This window comes from Kitasatospora herbaricolor, from assembly GCF_030813695.1.
Lineage (GTDB): Bacteria > Actinomycetota > Actinomycetes > Streptomycetales > Streptomycetaceae > Kitasatospora > Kitasatospora herbaricolor.
Genome location: NZ_JAUSVA010000002.1, coordinates 8843946 through 8862122 on the forward strand (window position 1 = coordinate 8843946; position 18177 = coordinate 8862122).

The window sequence follows — 18177 nt, forward strand, 5'->3', positions numbered from 1 at the left end:
GAGCGAACATGACTGCGGTACTGGACGGCAAGGTGGCTCTGGTGACCGGCGGCAGCCGGGGGATCGGTGCGGCGGTGGCCCTGCGGCTGGCCGAGGACGGTGCCGACGTCGCGCTGACCTACCTGGGCAACGCCGAGCGCGCGGCCGGCGTGGTGGACCGGATCAAGGCGCTCGGCCGCCGGGGCCTGGCGGTGCAGGCCGACAGCGCCGACCCGGCTGCCGTGCGCGCGGCGGTTGACCTGGCCGCTGCCGAGTTCGGGCGCCTCGACATCCTGGTCAACAACGCCGGGATCGGCGTCCTCGGGCCGGTCGAGGACATGTCGGTCGCCGACGTCGACCGCGTACTGGAGGTCAACGTCCGGGCGCCGTTCCTGGCCGTCCAGGCGGTGCTGCGGCACATGGCCGAGGGCGGCCGGATCATCACCGTCGGCAGTTGCATGTCGGAACGCAGCGCCTTCGCCGGCGGCTCGTTGTACGGGATGAGCAAGAGCGCGCTGAACGGGCTGATCAGGTCGCTCGCCCGTGAACTGGGCCCCCGGGGAATCACGGCCAACCTGGTGCAGCCCGGCCCGATCGACACCGGGATGAACCCCGCCGACGGCCCGGCCGGCGAGCTGCAGGCGGGCCTGACCGCCCTCGGACGGTTCGGGACGCCGCCGGAGGTGGCCGCCATGGTGGCCCACCTGGCGGGGGAGGGCGGCCGGTACGTCACCGGTTCGGCGATCCTGGTGGACGGCGGGTACGCGGCCTGAGCGCCGGTGGGCGGGCCGGCCCTTCGGTCGGCCCGCCCACCGGGCCACCGTCGGCGGTCAGTCGGCGGGCGGTGCCGCCGGTACCGCGCGGAGCCGTCCCAGCGCGGCGCGCAGGTCGGCCCGGACGAGTTCGGCGAACGGCTCGTGCTCGGCCGGGTCGTAACCGCGCGGGGTGGCCTCGACCAGCATGATCAGGTCCAGGTAGATCCGGTACAGGTCGATCCGCCCGGCGGCCTCGGGGGTGATCTCGAAGTCCGGTCCGACCACCGCGCGGTACCCCGCCAGGAAGTCGGCGTCCGCCGCGATGTCGCCGAACAGCGAGGGGGACACCAGATCGGCCAGCGGGTCGCCCCAGAACGCCCGTTCACCGTCGATGACACCGCTGATCGACGGCCGTCCGGCCACTTCGGCGAGCAGGACGTTGCCCTCCCAGAGGTCGAAGTGGACCAGCGAGGGGACGCTCACCGCGTCGAGCAGCCAGGCGCGCTCGCGGACCAGGCCCAGCAGCTGCCCCGGTTCGACGGGCAGGGCCACGGCGTACCGGGCGGCGTCGGCGAGCACGTCGTCCAGCATCCGGCCGAAGGCGGCCCGCCAGCCGGGCAGCAGCCCGTGCTGCGGGTAGCCGAAGCCGGTGCCCCGGACGGCGCGCAGCCGGGCGGTCAACTCGCCCAGGTCACGGCGCAGTCGGGCCTGGTCGGCGTCGCTCAGTCCAGGGCGGGCGCGGTCCCAGCCGGTCCCCGGGAGGTGGGACATCAACAGGTAGTCGCCGTCGACCAGTCGCCGGTCGAAGTCGGCCGCGATCACCTCGGGGACCGTCACCTCGGTGTGGTCGGCCGTCAGTCGGTAGAACTCGGTCTCGGTCCGCATCAGCCCGTGCTCGTAGGTGAGCAGCGGGGTCGCGGGCGGTGGCGAGATCTTGAGGACGGCCGTCCGCCCCGACGGGCCGAGGGTGAGCCGGTAGGCGGCGTTGAAGGTGCCACCGGTGAGCTCCTCGACCTCGGTCACCTCGGTGCCCGGGGCGCAGGATGCGGCGACGACGGCGCGGATCTCCTCCAGGCCGAGCTGTTGCTTCGTGGGGCTGTGCATGGGGCCCTCTCGCGGCTGGTGCTCCCGGGCCGGCCGTGCCCGGGGGCCGGTGCCGCCCGTGCCCGCGAGGTGCCGGCCCGAGGCGTCCGGCCGGCGGGGGCGGCGCGGCCGGAGGGAGAGCGTTCTCCGGGACATCGGGACGCTATCGGGATGCCCCGGCCCTGGTCAACAACGGCCGGACGGCCGTCGCGTGGGCGACGGCCGTCCTGGTCCTGCGGTGCGGCTCGGTCCGGTTGGGGCCGGGTGCTCAGACCCCCGACTCGGCGGCCAGCCGGCCGCTGCGGATGGCGGCGACCAGGTCGGCGTGGTCCGCCTCGGTCCGGTCGGCGTAGGCCACCGCGAAGGCGGCGACCGCCTCGTCCAGCGCCTCGCTCTTGCCGCAGTACCCGCTGATCAGCTCCGGCTCGGCGGTGTGCGCGTGCGCCCGGGCCAGCAGCGCGCCGGTGATCCGGGCGTAGTCGTCCAGCTGGGCGGGGAGCAGCGCGGCCGGGTCGACGCTGCCCTTGCGGTTGCGGAACTGCCTTACCTGGTAGGGCAGTCCGTCCACGGTGGTCCAGCCGAGCAGGGTGTCGCTGACCACCTGCATCCGCTTCTGGCCGAGCACCACCCGCTGCCCCTCGTGCGCCGGCACCTCGCGGACGGGGTAGCCGGCCCTGGCCAGGTGCGGCAGCAGCACCGACGGCCGGGCCTCCTTCACCTGCAGGACCAGCGGCTTGTCCCGGTGGTCGGTCAGCAGCACCACGTACGAACGGGTGCCGACGCTGCCGGTGCCGACCACCCGGAAGGCCACGTCCTGCACGTGGTGGCGGGAGAGCAGCGGACGCAGCTCCGCCGGCACGGTGTCGGCGTACGGTGCCAGCGAGGCGGCGACCGAGGCGGCGAGCTCGTACGGCACCTGGCTGAGCACCGGGGGAGCGGCCGTGAAGCGCCAGCGGCCCTCCGCCTCGCGCACCGTGGACTTGGCCGCGAAGCGGGCACTGGTGTTGCCCAGCGCTTTGGCCGAGACCTTGTTGAGCACCTCGGTCAGCTCGTGGGCGTCGGTGACCGCCACCAGGTGCTCGTCGGCGACCGCGTTCCAGGCGTCCAGCGCGGGCAGCTTGGCGAGCGCCCGCATCGTCCGGCGGTAGGAGCCGGCCGACTCGAACGCGGCCTGGCGGGCGACCTGTTCGTCGGCGCCCACCTCGCGCGCGGCCAGCACCAGGCTGGTGGCGAGCCGCTTGAGGTCCCACTCCCAGGGGCCGGGCACGGTCTCGTCGAAGTCGTTGATGTCCATCACCAGCCGGCCCCGGGCGTCGCCGTACAGCCCGAAGTTGGCCGCGTGCGCGTCACCGCACAGCTGGGCGGTGATCCCGCTGGTGGGGGTGTGCGCGAGGTCCGCCGCCATCAGGCCGGCCGAGCCGCGCAGGAAGGCGAACGGTGTGGCCGACATCCGGCCGAGCCGGATCGGCACCAGGTGCTCCAGCCGGCCGGCGTTGGAGGCCTCGATGGCCTCCACCGCGCCGGGCCGGTCGGCGGCCGGGGCGAACTCGGCGTGCTGCTCCCGGGTCGCGTTCTGCCGCAGCACCTTGCCCCGCCGCTTGGCCGAGGACCCGCCGGGTCTGGGGGCGAACCCCGCCACCGCGAACCCGTGCGGGGGCGTCGGCGCGCCCGCCGCCCCGTCGGCGTCCGCCACATACGTCGTTTCCGTCAGCCCCACCGCTACCGCCCCGTCCGATCCACGCGCCGCCGCCCACGGCGGGCCGCCCCTGTCGCGATGAAGGCTACCCACCTGCGGTGGGCCGCCGACAGCCGGAGTCCGGGGTAGCGGCGGCGGCCGCCCCGCCGGGTCGTCGTAGGGTGGCGGCCATGAGCGATCTCCGGGGGGACACCGGCCTCGTCACGGTCCGGGTGGGCGCGGGCCTGGCGGCCCTGCTGACGGTGGCGGCAGGGCTGGGAGTGCGGGCGGTGGCGGGCGCGGAGCCGGCCAAGTACGCCGGTGACGCGCTCTACACCGTGCTCCTCCACGCGCTCGTGGTGCTGCTCGCGCCGCGGATCCGCCCGGGCGCCGCCGCCGCGCTCGCGCTGGCGGCCAGTTGGGCGGTGGAGTTCGCCCAACTCACCGGTGTGCCGGCCGAGCTGTCGGGGCGCAGTACCCTCGCGCGGCTGGTGCTCGGCTCCACCTTCAACCCGCCCGACCTGTTCTGGTACCTGGTGGGAGCCTCGTTCGCCTGGTCGGCGCACTCGGCGGTGCGGAGGCTCGCGGGTGGGGTCCGACGGCCGCTGGGTGCGACCGGCGGACCCTGACAGGCTCCGGACCCTGACAGGCTCCGGACCCTGACAGGCTCCGGACCCTGACCGGCTTCGGACCCTGACCGGCTTCGGATCCTGGTGAAGGGGCCGGCCCCCGACGGGCCCCGCCGCCTGCGCCGATTCCTTCCGGACGTCAGCCGCCGACGCCGTCGGCCAGCGGTGCCGCGCCGGCCCGGTCGGCGGGCCCGCCGTCGCGGGGGCGTCCGGCGGGGCCGTCGGCGGCGAGCCGGGCCGGCCACCAGGTGCGCCGGCCGAGGTCGTACACCAGCGCCGGCACCAGCAGCGAGCGCACCAGGAGGGTGTCGAGCAGGACGCCGAAGGCGACGATGAAGGCGATCTGGGCGAGGAAGGCCAGCGGGATCACGCCCAGCGCCGCGAAGGTCGCCGCCAGCACCACCCCGGCCGAGGTGATCACCCCGCCGGTGGCGGTCAGCCCGCGCAGCACGCCCTCCCGGGTGCCGTGCCGCTGCGACTCCTCGCGGACCCGGGTCATCAGGAAGATGTTGTAGTCCACGCCGAGGGCCACCAGGAACACGTACCCGTAGAGCGGTACCGAGGGGTCCGTGCCGGAGAAGCCGAACACGTGCGGGAAGACGATCGCGCAGACGCCGAGCGTGGCCAGGTAGGAGAGCGCGACGGTGGCCGCCAGCAGCAGCGGGGCGACCAGCGAGCGCAGCAGCAGGACCAGGACCGCCAGGATGCAGAGCAGCACCACCGGGATGATCTTCGTACGGTCGTGCCGGGCGGTCGTCCGGGTGTCGAACTGCTGGGCGGTGTACCCCCCGACCTTGGCGTCCGCCCCCGGCACCGAGTGCACGGCCGCCCGCAGGCGCTGGACGGTGGCCATCGCCTCGTCGCTGTCGGCGGCGTCGGCCAGGGTGACGTCCAGTCTGATCCGCCCGTCGGCCACCCGGGCCGGCCCGTCCGGCGCGCCGCCGGTGTAGGGCCGGACCGCGCTCACCCCCGGCACGGCCGCCGCGGCGGCGGTGGTCCGCTCCGCCGCACCGACCTCGGCGATCACCACGGCCGGGTTGCCGGACCCGCCGGGGAAGTGCGCCGAGAGCAGCTGCTGGGCGGTCACCGAAGGCTGCTTCTTGATGAAGAGTTCGCTCTGCGGCACGCCCTGCGCGTTGAGCGTGGGGGCGAACGCGGCGCAGGCGGCCAGCACCGCGAGCGCGGCCACCCAGGTGGCCCGCGGCCGGCGTCCGACCAGGGCGGCGACCCGGGTCCAGATGCCGTGCACCGGGACGCGGCCGTCGGCCGGCGGCCTGGCCGGCCAGTAGGCGGCCCGGCCCAGCAGCACCAGCGCGGCGGGCAGGAAGGTCAGCGCGGAGAGCACGGCGCAGCCGATCCCGATCGCTCCGACCGGGCCCAGGGAGCGGTTGTTGGTGAGGTCGGAGAGCAGCAGCACCAGCAGGCCGAGCGCCACCGTCAGCCCGGAGGCGGCGATCGGCTCCACGGACTGGCGCCAGGCGATCCGCATCGCCGTCCAGCGGTCCTGGCGCAGTTGCAGCTCCTCGCGGAACCGGGCCGACAGCAGCAGGGCGTAGTCGGTGGCGGCGCCGATCACCAGGATCGACAGCAGGCCCTGGATCTGGCCGTCCACCCGGACGATCCCGTGCTTGGCCAGTACGTAGACGACGGCGCAGGAGACCCCGAGCGCGAACACCGCGCCGATGATCACCAGCAGCGGCAGCACCACGCTGCGGTACACCGCGAGCAGGATCACCAGGACGACGCCGAGGGCCACCCCGAGCAGGATCCCGTCGATCCCGGCGAAGGCGCTGCCCAGGTCGCTCTGCAGGGCGGCCGGCCCGGCCAGCCCGACGGTGGTGCCCGGCACCCCCTCGACCTGCGCGCGGACGGCCGACACGCTGTCACCGACCGTCCGGCCGAGGTCGGCGCGGAGCGCGACCACACCGGACAGCGCCCGTCCGTCCTCGGAGGGCAGGGCGGGCGAGACGGTGCCGGTCGCGCCGGGGACCCGGGCGGCGGCGCGCAGCGCCGAGTCTGCGGCGGTCCGCTGTTCGGCGGTGACCCGGCCGTCGCCGTCGGCCTGCCAGACCACCACGACCGGGAGCGTGGCGTCCCGTTCGAAGGCCTTGCGCAGCCGGACCACCTCGGTGGACTCCGCGCTCTGCGGCAGGAAGGCCGCGCTGTCGTTGGTGGAGACCTCGCCCAGCTTGCCGGCGTAGGAGCCGAAGGCGCCGCCGAGGCCCAGCCAGGCGACCAGCAGGAGCAAGGGGATCAGGAAGCGGGTACGGCGGGTTGATCTCGTCATGGCGGAAGTCCTTCGTGCGTGTCCGGCGTGCAGCCGGCGGCGGGCCCGACGCGGGAATAGTATCTCAATGATTGAGAGACTTAATCGTTGAACTTCTTTCTGCCCCCGCCCCCGCCCCGCCCGGGCCCGGTCGCGCTCGGTGTCCGTGACCGACCGGCGTCGGCCGGTACGACGCCACGGGCCCGCTCCCCGGGCGGTCTAGGCTGGGGCCCACGGCGGGCGCGTCCGGCTCCTGCGACCGTACGGACGGAAGGTGACCTTGCCCCAGCAGCACGCGCCGGTACCCGGGCCCGAGACCACGGGCGAGGCCAAGGCCGACCGGCAGATCGAACGCCGGGAGCTCGGCCGGCTGCTCCAGGGGCTGGCCTCCGAGATGAACCTGCTCGGACACGACTTCGCCGCCTCGCAGGGCCTGCACGCCACCGACGTCCAGGCGCTGCTGGCCGTGATGCGCGGCGCCGGCCCCGGCGGGGCCGGGACCGGGACCGCGGGCACCGAGCCGGCCGCCCGGATCGGCACCGGGCCGCCCGCGGAGGCCGCGGCCGTGACGCCGGGGCTGCTCCGCGAGGAGCTGGGGATCACCTCCGGCGCGGTGACGGCCGTCCTGGACCGCCTGGAGCGGGCCGGCCACGTGCACCGCAGCCGCGACAGCGCCGACCGCAGGCAGGTCCGGGTGCACTACAACCCGGGCGCCAGCCGGATCGCCACCGCCTGGTTCACGCCGGTGGCCGAGCGGACCGACATCGTCCGGGCGGACTTCACGCCCGCGGAACTGCAGGTGGTGGCACGGTTCCTGGGCCGGATGACCGAGGAACTCGCCGCCCTGCGCCAGGAGCGGAGGACCGCTCCCGAGGCCGGCCCGGACGCCGCCGGCTGACCGCGCCGGACCGCTGCGGGCCGGGCCGCCCGGCCGTCCGGCGGGCCCGCACCGCTCCTCACGGGTCGGCGGGCTCAGCGGCCCAGGTCCTGGAGGACCTCACGCGCCGCCCTCGTCCCGGAGGCCATCGCCCCCTGCAGCGAGCCGGTCGCCCGGTGGTCCCCGCAGACGTAGCGCCCGGCGCCGAACCGGCTGGAGCGGATCAGCGGCCACGGCGCCGGCATCGCCGGCAGCGCCTCCCGCACGGTGTACGAGGCGAGGTGCTCCCAGCCGGAGGTGTCCGTCCCGTACAGCCCGGCCAGCGTGGACCGCACCTCGGCCTCCCGGCCGTCCGCGGCGGCCCCCAGCACCGAGGTGGACACCAGCGCGCGGCCGTCCGTCGCGTACCCCGGCGCGACCTCGCTGAGCACCACCGTGTTCAGCACCCGTCGCGCGGAGTCCACCAGCAGGGTCGGTTCGGCCAGCGGGGGCACCGGCGCCGCGTGGTACAGCGTGGTCACCGTACGGGTGGCCGGCACCGCCAGCCCCGGCAGCAGCGCCGCGGCCGCGCCCGGACCGGTGGCCACCACCACGGCCCGGGCCGGGAGTTCGGTCCCGTCGGCGAGCGCCGCCCCGGCCGCCGTCAGCTCCCGCACCGGCGTGCCGAGCCGCAGCACCCCGGCCGGCAGGCCCGCCGCGAGCTGGGCGGGCACCGCGCCGATGCCGGCGTCCGGCAGGCAGAGGGTGCCGCGCAGCATGCTGCGCCAGACCAGGTGGAAGTAGCGCGCGGAGGTCTCCAGCTCGTCCTCCAGGAAGACGCCGGACAGGAACGGCCGGAGGAAGTCCTCCACCAAGGCGGGCGAGATCCCCGCCGCGGCGAGGGCCGACCGGGTGGAGGTGTCCCGGCCCCGGCGCAGCAGGGCCGGCGGCAGCAGCCCGTCCCGGGCGCCGAGCAGGCCGAGCGCGGCGATGTCCCGGCCGGACCCGAGCCGCCCGGGCAGCAGGTCCGCGGCGGCCCGGGGGCGCCGGGTGGGATCGGTGAACCGCAGCCGGCCGCGCGGGGTCTGCACCAGCACACCCGGGGTGAACGGGCGCAGGCGCAGCTCGGCCAGCCGGAGCCGCCGCTTCACCTGCGGGTACGAGGTGTTGAACACCTGGAAGCCGCGGTCCAGCAGGAAGCCGCCGCGCCGGTCGGTGCGCACCCGGCCCCCGACCGCCTCGGCCTGCTCCACCAGCAGCACGTCCAGGCCGGCCGCGCGCAGGTCGAGGGCGCAGGCGAGGCCGGACACCCCCGCGCCGACCACCAGGACGTCGTGTTCTCGGGTGGGCTCTGCCGGCATCTCGCGCCGCCTCTCGGGTGACCTGCTGTCAGGGATCCGGCACCGACCCTAGATCCTGACCGGCCGCCGGGCCGGGATCAGCGCGCCGGGCCGGGCCGCTCCAGTTCGCCGACGGCCTGGCTGAGCGAGTGCAGCCGGGTGACCCCGGGCGGCAGGTCACGGCCGCTCCAGCCCGGCCCGGCGGCGTACAGGGCGGCCCGCTGGCGGGCGCCGGGCTGGCCCCATTCGGCGGTGCTCAGCGCGGCCAGGCCGCGGGGGTCGGCGCTCGTCCGGCTCTGGCTCCACAGCACGACCGCGGCGGGGCCGGTGCGCACGACCGCCGCGGTCAGCCCCACCGTCGGGACGCCCGCTCCGAACAGGCGTACCGGGATGCCGCGTTCGGTCAGGGCCGCGGCCAGCGCCTGCAGCGGCAGCACGTGCATCTCCTCGGGCGCGGCGGCCAGCAGGACGGCCCGCCGGCCCGGGTCTTCCGGCGGGGTGTCCGGGCCGACCCGTTGCAGGGCGCGGCCGATGGCGCAGGACAGCAGGTGCTCCACCTCCACGTACCGCCCGCCGGAGACCGCCCACTTGGCGCCGACGGCGCGGAGCACGGGGGCGGCGAGCTCCTCCCAGGTGGCCACCACGCCGTGCGTGGCGAGACCGGTCGCCAGGAGTTCGTGCATCGCGGGGTCGTCGAGCCGGACGGCGGCCCGGGCCAGCCCCCGGCAGAGCGCGCCGGCCGGGCCGACGGGCAGGGTGTGGCCGCCGCCGGTCCGCTGGGCCGGCTGGTCCTCGGCCGCTGCCGGGGCGGCGCCGGGTGGGCGCTTGCAGACCCGGGCGGCCTCGGCCGGCGGCAGTCCCTGGGCGGTCAGGTGGCACATGAGTTCGAGCCGCTCGACGTCCGGCGGGAGGTACCGCCGGTGGTGGCCCGGACTGTGCCGCTCGGGGCCGATCCCGTAGCGGCGCTCCCAGCTGCGGATGGTCGTCGGCGAGACGCCCAGCCGACGGGCCAGCGCGCCCGTGCTGATCCCCGCCCCCTCGGCGGCCACCATGTCGTCCTGGACAGCGGCGTCCGGGCCTGCCGGGCCTGCGGATGGCGCGGGGGACGGCCGCGCGGGCGCGCCCGCCCCGCCGTGCTGGGACAACCGCCTCGCCATCCGGACCTCCAGGGCCGCTCGGGCACCGTCCGGCCGCTCCCGGCCCCCGTGCGGCCCGGACCGCTGCGGGATCGATGCGACGTCCCCTCCACGATGCGCCGGAATCCGGTGAGATCCAAAACGGCGACGGGGCGTGTTGACCCGGGCCGGGTGCGTGTGCTGCGCCGGAGAGGGCGGCGCGTCGCCCCGGCGCTCGGACTCGTCGGCCGGTCACCGCGCCCCCGGTGGCCCGTAGGCCTTCAGTGGCCGCCCTGGGGTTCGTTGCAGCCACCCTCCAGGTAAGAACCGTGCGCCTGGACCCGCGGGATGGCCCCCAGCGTCCCGGTCAGGCAGGGGCCCGACCCCGGGATCCACAGCGAGAAGCCGACCGTGCCGCCCGAACTGTGCACCTCGCCGCCCCGCGTCGGATAGCCCAGCCGGTCCAGCTCCGCCCGCAGCTCGGCCTCGCCGAGGACGGCGGCCCGGCCGGTGGCCCTGAGCGCCGTCGTGATCCGCGCCGCGTGGGCGTCGCCCCGGCACCGGGACTGCGGGCTCAGGTCCACGGTCTGCCGGTAGGCGTGGTTCTCGGCGTACTTCCGCGCCCACGGGTCGTCCGGCTCCCCGCCCGCGACGTCGGCGGAGGCCGACGGGGACGGCGCCGAGGCCGTGCTGACGCCCGCGCAGCGGGCCGCGACCTCCGGGAACAGCGCGTCCTGCTGCGCCTGCAGCTCGGCGATGCCGGGCGGTGCGGTGGCCGCGGTCGGAGCCTTCGCCCCGGCGGCGGTCGCCGGCCCGGAGCCCGTGTCGCTCGCGCTCCGCTGGCCGCACCCCGCCAGCAGCAGGACGGCCGCCCCCGCGGCCACCCCGGCCGTCGCCACGAATCCTGGACGCCTCATCGGTACTCCCCCCGTTCCGCGCCCGGTCGGCGCGCCGCCGCCCGTCCGTGTGCGTACGGGCGAGCCACATTCTCGCCCACCCGGGGCCGGCCCGGGGGAGGCCCCGGGTCCCGGCCGCGGGACCGCGCCGGAGCCGGCTACCACCGGGTGAAGTCCTCGGACAGCTCCCCGGCGAGGTGGTTGCGGGCATGGGTGCGCATCCGCGCGGCGTAGCGCGCGTCCCTCGCGGCCGCGGAGTAGCCCTGGCCCGTCACGGTGATCACCCCGGCGGTGTCCGCGAGGTAGACGTCCAGGCCGGGGTACATCAGCTCGACGCACGGCAGGTCGTCGATGTCCAGGGCGAGGACGGGGTGCTCGCCGTACTCGTCCGGCTCCCCGACGGCCAGCACGCGCCGGGAGTCGGAGCCGCCGGGCAGCAGGAAGCACTCCGCGAAGCGCTCCGACAGCGGGTCGAAGGTCCGGCCCCAGCCGTCGCCGAACTCGGCGCGGGCGATCTCGTTGAGGGGGCGCGGGGTGAGCGTCAGGCCGCCGTCGGCGCCGTCCGCCGGGCCGAACCAGCCGGAACGGCGCAGGAATCCGCTGTCGAACGCCAGCCAGCGGAGCAGGCTCGGCGAGAGGGCCCGCCCGCCGGGGAGGGTGAGCGCGGCCAGCGCCGCGGCAGGGACGGGCTGCGCCCGCCCCTGCGTGAGCCAGGGGCCGGCGAACCGGTTGTGGTCGAGGACGGGCCGGAGCGGGTCGGCCTCGACGGAGCTGATGGCGCGTTCGGTCAGTGCGACGCCGTGGTCGGCGGTGCTGGGCGAGGTCATCGGTCCGGGCGTCCTTCTGGTGCGGGCCTTCGGGTGGGTCGGTCGGCACGACCCTACGACCACCCACCGACAGTCCGTCACGGGTCGTCCCGTCTACCGACGGTCCGTCACGGGCCGGTCCGCGCACCGGACGGGAGGCTCCACCGGCCGGGGCTCACGATCCCCGCCAGGGCCCTCGCCGGGCCGCCGCACGCCTCCCGGGTGAGGGGCGCCCGGCGGCCCACGCCGGCCCGACCGGCTCAGAGCGGAAGCAGCTCCGGGCGCTTGGCCTCGACGTGGTCGCCGGAGGACTCCCCGCGCAGCCGGCGGCCGACCCAGGGCAGCAGGTAGCTGCGGGCCCACTGGATGTTCTCCCGGCGCAGCTCCGCCGGTGAGGGGACGTGGCGGGCGGGCCAGGGCGCGTCCGGGTCCTGTGCGACCGGGATGCCGAGGGCACGGGCGGCGAGCAGGGCGACCCGCTGGTGCCCCTCGGGGGACAGGTGCAGCCGGTCCTCGCTCCAGGCCCGGCGGTCGTGCACGGCCCGCAGCGACCAGAGGTCGGCCACCGCGCAGCCGTTGCGGTCGGCGATCGCCCGCAGGTGGCCGTTGTAGGTGGCGATCCGCCCGCGCAGGTGCTTGAGGACCGGCACCCCGCGGGTGTCGAACCCGGTGCAGATCAGCACCGTGCCCGCCGCCTCGCGCAGTTCGAGGACGGCGGCCTCGAAGCGCTCGGCCACCTCGTCCGGATCGCTGCCGGGCCGCAGGATGTCGTTGCCGCCGGCGCAGAAGGTGACCAGGTCGGGCGCGATCCGCCGGACCTGGGGCACCTGTTCGGTGACGATCTGGTCGAGCAGTCTGCCGCGGACGGCGAGGTTGGCGTAGCGGAAGTCGCCGTCCGGGCGGCGCTCCGCGAGCAGCCCGGCGAGCCGGTCGGCCCAGCCGGCGAAGACGCCGTCCGGTCCCGGGTCGTCCAGGCCCTCGGTGAAGCTGTCGCCGAGGGCGGCGTACGAACGAAGGTCAAGAATCTCCTGGTGGTCGGCCATGGAAGGAGATACTTCACTGTCTCAAGTAACCTACGCCACCGTAGGTGCCCGGTCGCGGTGCGTGAGATTGGCCACTGCCGGGCGGTGGTGGCCGGGAGGCGGCCGGCAGGCCCGGCCTCAGTGCCGGTGGTGGTTGTCCGGCTGGGCCGGGTCGCCGGGGTGCTCCAGGCCGGGGACGAGCCCCAGCCGCCGGGCCCGGGCCGCGTCCAGCCAGCGGACGAAGACGGCCCGCCGAGCCGCATCGGCCCGCCGCTCGATGGCCGGGTCGGCGGCCGGCTCGGGGTCGGCGGCCGGCTCCGGGGCGGCCGCCGCGACGAGCCTCGCCGTCCACCCGCGGACGGTGACCTGCCGGCCCGGGGGAGCCGCCCGCAGGGCCGCCGCCAAGTCCCGTGGCAGGCTGTCGGGATGGGCGTCGAAGTCGCCGTCCGGCGTGCTGAGCCGCCAGGGCGGAGCGGCCGGGGCGGCCGGCGCGTCGGGCGCGGCCGCGTCGGGCCCGTCCGGCGCGTCCGGTCCGGCCGCCCGGTGCGCCGCGTACGCGGCGACCGCCTCGGGGGCGGCCGTCACCCCGGCGGTCACCGCCCGGTACACCGCGCGGACGGCCGCGCTGCCCTCGAAGGCGGCCGCGGTGATGGAGCCGAGTTCGACGGCGGCACGCTGGTCGAGCCGGACGGGCGGGTCGGCCGACGGGGCCAGCCCGCGTTCGGCGGCCTCGGCCTCGCAGAGCCGCTCGGTGAGCAGGACCTGGGCGACCCACCGGGTCAGCTGCCGGTCCTCGGCGGAGCCGGCGAGCGGCAGGGCGGAGGACCGCGGGCCGGCGCGCATCCCGGCGAGCCTGCGGTCGAGTTCCGCCCGGGGCAGGGGGCGGCCGTCCAGAAATCCCAGCACCGCGGGATCGGGCTTGCCGTGGCGATGCGTCATCAGGTCACCACCAGTTCCACGGTGGGCGCGTACTGGCAGCGCCCGAACCACATCACCTTGGTGAGCGCCCAGGCCCGGGCGGGATCCGCGTCGGGCGGCGGGGCGACTTCGAAGCGGATCGTCCGAGTGGCGCCCGGGGGCAGGGCGAAGCCCCGGACCGGTGCGTGGATCGCGTCCCAGGTGCCCCAGGGCGACACCACCTGCAGCTCGCCGCGGATCTCGCCCCGGGTGCGGTTGGTGAGCACGACGCCCAGCTCGGCACGGCCGCCGGCGGCGACCCGGACGGCGGTCGTCAGGGACTTCACCGCGAGGCCGGTGTCCCGCCCGCCGGTCGCCGTCGTGCCATGGGTGACGTCCCGCTGCCAGAAGCCCTCGTCAGGCTGCCGGCGCAGGGCCGGTTGGTCGCCCACGGCGAGGGTGGCGACGTCCTCGACGCTCTGTCCCCCGTACTCGATCCGGGCGGCTGCGAAGTACAGTCCGGGCTCGACCCCGGCCGGCGGTGTGAGCGTCACCGGGAAGCGAAGGTGCCCACCGGGCACGAGCCGGTACGGGCGCCGTCCGGTGCTCACCCGCCAGCCCTCCGGGGCCAGTACGGTCGCCGTCCCCTCGGTCTCCGTGTCCCGCAGCTGCGAGGCGAGCACCACCGAGATCTCGACCGGCTCACCGTCCGTCCGCAGCAGGCCCGGTGAGACACCGACCGACACGGGCAGGTAGCCCATCGGGGCCGGACCGCGGTTGTGCAGCCAGTACCGGGCGTGCACCGGCTGCGCCACCTCGGCCGAGGGGCCGAGCGGGGCGCGACCCGACGGCCCGCCGGCCTCGCGCGTGCCGGACGGGCCGGCGGGAACAGGCACACCCACCAGGGTCGCCACCGCGGAGCCGGCCAGCGGTACGCCCCGGGCTGCGGCGGCCTCCTCCATCGGCCCGCCGGTCGGGCGTTCCAGCAGGTCGGCGGGGTGCAGCCGGCGCAGCCGCAGGGCGCCGTCGAGCCGCGCGGTCCGGCCGAGGCCGGTCGACTCCAGCAGGCGGACGGTGACGCCGGCCGCCGGGTCCGGGTGGTCGGCGCTGCCGTGCGCGACGGGGTTGCCGGCCGGCTTCAGCGCGCCGAGCAGCACCTCGCGGGCCGGGTGGACCCGCAGGTAGGACCGGGTCGCCGGGAGCGGGCCCGGGTGCGGGTCGAGGAGCCGGGCATACAGCGGGTGGTTGAACTCCTGGCCCTGCGAGGGCAGCCGGAGCTCGCGCCAGTCGCCCTCGCCGGACACCAGGGCGTAGTGGAAGTCGTGCGTCCAGTGCTGGAGTTGGAAGGAGGAGCCGTCCGGGGCGGTGCGCCGCGGCGGATCGATCCAGATGCCCGAGGGCCAGCCGGTGCACGAGCGCAGCAGGGACAGGTGCAGCGCCCCGGACGGGTCCACCGCGAAGCCGGGCAGGCCGTAGGTGAGCAGGGCCGCCGTCCGGTCGGTGAGCAGCTCGCCGGCCTGGACCGGGCCCGGGCAGCCGGCCGAGACCCGGGCATCCGCGAAGTCCGCCACCAGCGCTTCGAGTTCACCGTCCAGGACGATCAGCGCCGGGAGCGCCCGGAGGTCGCGCAGATCCGCGTTGGGCCGCCAGACCTCGGCGAGCGGCTTCTCGGCGGGCACCCAGACCCGTCCGCGCAGGGCGAGTTCGGCGGCGTGGCCGGCGCCGGCACGCTCCAGCAACTCCCGTGTCACGGCGTTCTGTTCCGGGCCGCCCAGGACGATCCGGAAGTCCGGCAGGTTGGAGTCGACGTCCAGCCAGCCGTAGCGGGCCCAGTCGGCCGCCGCGGTGGTCGCCGTGACCCCCACCCGGGCCAGGGCCACCACCAGCTCGCGGGCCCCGGCGGCGGCGTCGAGGTCGCGGACCACGACCTCGGCCACGCCCAGCGCGCGCTCGCCGACCGGTGCGCCGGTGGCGTCGGTGAGCGAGACCCGGGCGGTCGAGCCCAGCCCGAACCAGGTGTTGGCGGGGTTGTCCAAGGTCCACGGTGCCTCGGCCGCGTCGACGTCCGGCAGGGCGAAGCCGCGGCCGACCACGGCCCCGGCCACCTCGCTGACCGGCAGCGCGCCGGGCAGGTCCAGCGGGAACCGCAGCCTGAGCAGCCGGTCCGCGCCGCGCTGGTCGACCACCCGGGTCCGGCAGTCCAGCCGTGGCACGCCGCGCCACAGGGTGACGGTCTGCTCGTACCGGATGCCGTCCACGTCGCCGGTCACGACCAGCCGCTCGCCGAGCGGCCCGGACTGGGCCCGCACGGTGGCCGGCGCCCGCGAGGCACCCACCACCGGGCCCCGCGGGAGCAGGTGCCAGGGGCCTTCGCCGAAGTCCGGATGGGACGGGTACTCCTCGTACACCCGCAGCTCGTTGCCGACCGCGCCCGCGCGCAGCAACTCCCGCCCGTGCGCCCTCTCCAGGATGCTGACCAGGCCGCCGCCCCGGGCCGGGTCGGCGGTCACCCGGTAGTGCTCGTTCTCGACGACGAGGCCCGGCCGGGCGCTCCAGAGGGGTGCGGCGGCCCCCGGCCGGCCCGGCAGCAACCGCCAGCTGCGCCAGCCCAGCGCGGGCACGTCCGAGGCCAGGAAGCGCAGGGTGCCCAGCTCCACCGCGCAGGGCAGCTCGGTGCCGGTGTCGTCCAGCACCCGGCCGCCGTCGAAGCCGGCCGGCAGCCGTAGCGCCACCGGCCCGGACCGGTCGAAGGACAGCGTGTTGGCGACCACCACGGCCGTGCCCTCGCCGGTGCTGTCGACCCGGGACAGCAGCGCGTCGAGCGCGGTGTCCCGGACGCCGGCGGCCAGGTCGTGCGCCTCGCGCCAGCCGGCCAGCAGATCGATGTACACCTGGTCGGACTCCGACCCGGTGATCGCGTCGTGGTGGGCGCCGTAGGCGAGTTGGCGCCAGACCTTGTCCAGCGCCGCGTCGGGGTAGCCGCCGAGCCCCTCCAGCACCGCGAGGGTGGCGAGCTTCTCGGCGTCGACCGCCGCGACCTCGCCGGCCCGCTGCGCCTGCTTGGTGTCGATGTACGAGACGTCCTTGCCGGTGTAGACCGGGTTCATGTCCCGGGTCTGCGGGCTCGGCCGCCGCCCGGTGGCGGCCAACTCGGCGCGGACGGCGGTCAGGAAGTCCCGCGGGGTGCCGCAGACGAACCTCGGCCAGCGGTACTTGGCGGCCCAGGAGCGGTGGACCTCGGTGACCCACTTGTTCGGCGGAGTGTAGTCGGTGCCGACCGGGAGCAGCAGGTTCCGGCCGGCGCTCACCGGCTTCAGCTTGCGGTACAGCTCGTACACGGCCTGCTCGGCGGCGGCCAGGTCGGGCGCGGAGTCCATCCACCAGCCGGCCGAGTAGTGGTGCGGCATGTAGTGGGTGAGCACCCCGAGGCCGGACGGCGAGATCCACTCGAACTCGCTCGGGAACTGCATCACCCGGGCGTCGTCCTTGGCCGCGCCGAAGTTCTTCTGGATCGGTCCCCACTGGTGGAACGGCCCGCGGGCCCAGGCACTGCCGGTCAGCCCGGCGGCCGCCAGGTAGCCGGGGAACTGCGGGTCGTGGCCGAAGACGTCGAGCTGCCAGGCGGTCCGCGGGTCGCCGCCGAGGATGTCGCGCTGGTGGGCGACGCCGTGGACGATGTTGCGGATGGTGGTCTCGGCGCCCGTCAGGTTGGTGTTGGGCTCGTTGTAGGTGCCGCCGACCAGTTCCAGCTGGCCGCTGTCCAGCAGACGGCGCAGATCGGCCCGCCGCTCCGGGTGCTGGTCGAAGAACGGCTTCAGGTAGTCGATCTCGGCCAGCACGAAGCGGTAGACCGGGTCGCGCAGGGCGAGGTCCAGGTGCGCCTCGACCAGCGCGAAGCCGTTGCGCTCCCAGAGCGGCCGGGTGGTGGCGTCGCCCGCCAGCAGCTCCCAGGGCGAGGTGTAGGCGGCCTGGGTGTTCCACCAGACCGGGTCGTAGTGGAAGTGCGAGACGAGGTACATGGTCCAGCCGGGCTCGGCGACGGTGATGCTCGCCTCCCGCCGGGCCCCGCCCGCCGTGACCACCACCGGCAGCTCGCGGCCCGGCGCCGCCCCGGTGACGGCGAGCGGCACCTCGACGACGCCCGTGCCCACGGCCTCGCCGTGGACACCCGGGCCGGTGACGGCGACCCGGGCGGGCGGGCCCGCCACCGTGACCCGGAGCACCTGGCGCGGCGCCTCCTCGGTTCCGACGAACAGGTCGGTGCTGACGACGTCGGTGATGCTGACCGGCACGGGCGTGGTCCTCTCGGCGTACGGGGGTGCGGGCGGGCGTAGGGGGGCACGGGCGTACGGGCGTGCGGGGGGCCCGGGGCGGATCGGTTCGGTACCGACCGCAGCCCGAACCGATCGCGGCCGACTCCCCACAGGTCGACGCCGTTCGCAGGCACCGCTCCTTCGGGTCCCCCGCGGTCGCCCGTGCCCTCACCCCGACGGCCGGGGCCGAACGGGTGGACCTCGACAGCGAGGCCGGCCGGTAGGAGACGTTCCCCAAGGCGGCCTTCCCGCTGGACGCGCACACCAACCGGTACGCCTCGGCGACCCGGTTCGGGCACCGGTACCGGCGCACCCGCGCCGACTCCGGCTGGGAGCCGGCCACCGCCGGGGCCTGCGACCACCGCTTCGTCGTCCTGGAGGAGCCCGGCCGGGCCATCCCCCCGATCCGGGGGAGCGAGGGCCCGCGGCTGTGGTTGCGCCCCTTCCGGCTGATCCCCCTGCGGCTCGCCCGCCCGCCCGGCCGGCCGGGCGACCGACCCGCGGCACGCCGATTGCCCACGGCTTGTCCGCCGTGCCGCGGCGCG

Annotated in this window: 13 protein-coding genes; 3 read left to right on the forward strand and 10 right to left on the reverse strand. The window is 76.3% G+C overall.

Annotation, left to right across the window (positions count from 1 at the left end; translation table 11 throughout):
• Nucleotides 1-8: 8 nt before the first annotated feature.
• Nucleotides 9-752 carry an SDR family NAD(P)-dependent oxidoreductase gene (locus J2S46_RS38225; RefSeq protein WP_191291508.1) on the forward strand — a complete coding sequence of 248 codons (744 nt, stop codon included), beginning with the start codon at nt 9-11 and terminating at the stop codon, nt 750-752.
• A gap of 57 nt (nt 753-809) precedes the next feature.
• Here the strand turns inward: J2S46_RS38225 and J2S46_RS38230 are convergent, their stop codons facing one another.
• Nucleotides 810-1838, reverse strand: coding sequence for a phosphotransferase family protein (locus J2S46_RS38230; RefSeq protein WP_191291507.1), 1029 nt, complete (start codon nt 1836-1838; stop codon nt 810-812).
• Between the two features lie 247 nt (nt 1839-2085).
• The gene (locus J2S46_RS38235; RefSeq protein WP_370882290.1) at nt 2086-3510 is read right to left on the reverse strand and encodes a DUF2252 domain-containing protein; all 1425 of its coding nucleotides are present in this window, start codon (nt 3508-3510) and stop codon (nt 2086-2088) included.
• 173 nt (nt 3511-3683) lie between these two features.
• Here J2S46_RS38235 and J2S46_RS38240 point away from each other — a divergent pair, with 173 nt between their 5' ends.
• Entirely contained in the window at nt 3684-4121 is a 438-nt protein-coding gene (locus tag J2S46_RS38240) for a ribosomal maturation YjgA family protein (protein WP_191291506.1), read from the forward strand.
• 139 nt (nt 4122-4260) lie between these two features.
• Here the strand turns inward: J2S46_RS38240 and J2S46_RS38245 are convergent, their stop codons facing one another.
• Nucleotides 4261-6408, reverse strand: coding sequence for an MMPL family transporter (locus tag J2S46_RS38245; protein WP_191291505.1), 2148 nt, complete (start codon nt 6406-6408; stop codon nt 4261-4263).
• Nucleotides 6409-6661: 253 nt separating this feature from the next.
• On the opposite strand from J2S46_RS38245, the gene J2S46_RS38250 reads away from it, so the two are divergent.
• Complete coding sequence (locus J2S46_RS38250; RefSeq protein WP_229912941.1) at nt 6662-7285, forward strand: MarR family winged helix-turn-helix transcriptional regulator; 624 nt, start codon at nt 6662-6664, stop codon at nt 7283-7285.
• Nucleotides 7286-7359: 74 nt separating this feature from the next.
• On the opposite strand, the gene J2S46_RS38255 is transcribed toward J2S46_RS38250, so the two are convergent.
• The 7 genes from J2S46_RS38255 to J2S46_RS38285 all read right to left on the reverse strand — a co-directional run bounded on the left by J2S46_RS38255 (nt 7360) and on the right by J2S46_RS38285 (nt 17611).
• Nucleotides 7360-8604 carry an NAD(P)/FAD-dependent oxidoreductase gene (locus J2S46_RS38255; protein WP_191291504.1) on the reverse strand — a complete coding sequence of 415 codons (1245 nt, stop codon included), beginning with the start codon at nt 8602-8604 and terminating at the stop codon, nt 7360-7362.
• 77 nt (nt 8605-8681) lie between these two features.
• Entirely contained in the window at nt 8682-9740 is a 1059-nt protein-coding gene (locus J2S46_RS38260) for a MerR family transcriptional regulator (protein ID WP_229912940.1), read from the reverse strand.
• Nucleotides 9741-9979: 239 nt separating this feature from the next.
• Nucleotides 9980-10615: a hypothetical protein gene (locus tag J2S46_RS38265; RefSeq protein ID WP_191291503.1), complete on the reverse strand. Its 636-nt coding sequence runs from the start codon at nt 10613-10615 to the stop codon at nt 9980-9982.
• Nucleotides 10616-10752: 137 nt separating this feature from the next.
• The gene (locus tag J2S46_RS38270) at nt 10753-11421 is read right to left on the reverse strand and encodes a hypothetical protein (protein ID WP_191291502.1); all 669 of its coding nucleotides are present in this window, start codon (nt 11419-11421) and stop codon (nt 10753-10755) included.
• Nucleotides 11422-11660: 239 nt separating this feature from the next.
• Entirely contained in the window at nt 11661-12443 is a 783-nt protein-coding gene (locus tag J2S46_RS38275; RefSeq protein ID WP_191291501.1) for an SGNH/GDSL hydrolase family protein, read from the reverse strand.
• 117 nt (nt 12444-12560) lie between these two features.
• Nucleotides 12561-13361, reverse strand: a complete 801-nt coding sequence (locus tag J2S46_RS38280) for a DUF7158 domain-containing protein (protein WP_191291500.1) — start codon at nt 13359-13361, stop codon at nt 12561-12563.
• On the reverse strand, nt 13361-17611 hold the full coding sequence (locus tag J2S46_RS38285) for a glycoside hydrolase family 38 N-terminal domain-containing protein (protein ID WP_191291499.1): 4251 nt from the start codon (nt 17609-17611) through the stop codon (nt 13361-13363). Before J2S46_RS38285 ends, J2S46_RS38280 begins: the two co-directional genes overlap by 1 nt.
• Nucleotides 17612-18177: the final 566 nt, after the last annotated feature.